Here is a 1,350-nt window from a genome sequence, read left to right as displayed (position 1 = left end):
TGTCGTAAGCAGATGAGTTGTCCGGGTTAGGTAGCAGACGAGTTGTCCGGTTTGATCTTCAGCGAACGGAGGCTGGGGATGAGACGGGCAGCATGGCTACAGGACCGCAGGATGCAGAAGTTTCGCGACGTATTGAGCCGGTGGGATCGAGGTGATCTGTCGATGCTGGAGGCTGGTGAGTTGCTTGGGATGTCGGAGCGTCAGTTCCGGCGCTATCGCGACCGCTACGAGGAAGAGGGTGTCGCCGGCCTTATCGACCGTCGGCTGGGCAAGGCCTCGCCGCGACGGGCGCCGTGCGATGCGGTGGAGGAGATGCTGTTGCTTTACCGGGAGCGGTATTTTGGCTGGAACGTGAAGCACTTCCACGAGCACCTGGTTCGCGACCACAATTTCTGCTGGAGCTACACCTGGACGAAGGCGCAGTTGCACGCAGCCGGTCTGGTGGAGCGGGCCAAGCGGCGCGGGGCGCATCGGCGCAAGCGGCCCAGAAAGCCGTGCGAGGGCATGATGCTGCATCAGGACGGCAGCCGGCACGAGTGGTTGACGGGTGAGCCGCCGCTCGACCTGATCGTGACGATGGACGATGCGACGAGCACGCTCTATTCGGCCTTCCTGGTCGAGGAGGAAGGCACGGCCTCAAGCTTCCAAGGCCTGTTGGAGACGTTTGCGGCCAAGGGTCTGGCGTCGAGCCTCTACAGCGACCGCGGCAGCCACTATTTCCACACGCCCAAGGCCGGGGAAAAGGTCGACAAGGAGCGGCTCACCCAAGTCGGTCGGGCGCTAGTGCGGCTCGGCGTCGAGCATATACCGGCCTATTCGCCCGAGGCGCGCGGACGCTCGGAGCGCACCTTCTCGACGTTGCAGGAACGACTGCCGAAGGAACTTGCACTGGCCGGGATCACAGACATCGAAGCGGCCAACCGCTTCATCGCCGAGGTCTACCTGGCGGCTCACAATGCCCGCTTTTCGAAGCCGCCCGAGATCGCCGACAGCGCCTTCGTCGCCGCCGATCCGGACCAGCTCGCCGAGATCCTGTGCATCGAGGAGGAGCGCGTGGTCGGCCGCGACAACACCATTGTCTTCGGACGGCTCAGGCTGCAGCTGCCGCCAAGCCCGATCCGTCATCACTTCGTCAAGGCCAAGGTCAAGGTGCGCCAATATCCCGACGGCACGCTGGCCGTCTTCCACGGGCCACGGTCGATCGCCCGCTACCATGCGGACGGGTCGTTGCGCGGGCAGAAAACCGAGATCAGGAGTGCGGCGTGAACCGCTTCGACGCACCTCCTGCAACAAACAGAAGCGGACATCTGATGTGCTACAAAAACCGGACAACTTGAAAAGCTACCGACA

At 63.3% G+C, this 1,350-nt stretch carries 1 protein-coding gene; it reads left to right on the top strand.

Annotated features, from left to right (window positions below; all coding sequences use genetic code 11):
- Positions 1–78 precede the first annotated feature (78 nt).
- Positions 79–1,266, top strand: coding sequence for an ISNCY family transposase (locus NKI58_RS35405; RefSeq protein WP_352572748.1), 1,188 nt, complete (start codon positions 79–81; stop codon positions 1,264–1,266).
- Positions 1,267–1,350: the final 84 nt, after the last annotated feature.

Origin of the sequence: Mesorhizobium sp. M0522, assembly GCF_040321085.1 — a bacterium.
GTDB lineage: Bacteria > Pseudomonadota > Alphaproteobacteria > Rhizobiales > Rhizobiaceae > Mesorhizobium.
This window is presented reverse-complemented; position numbering and strand designations above follow the sequence as displayed.

Coding starts and splice junctions, on each gene's coding strand:
- NKI58_RS35405 (WP_352572748.1), top strand. CDS start 79: ATGAGACGGGCAGCATGGCTACAGGACCGCAGGATGCAGAAGTTTCGC.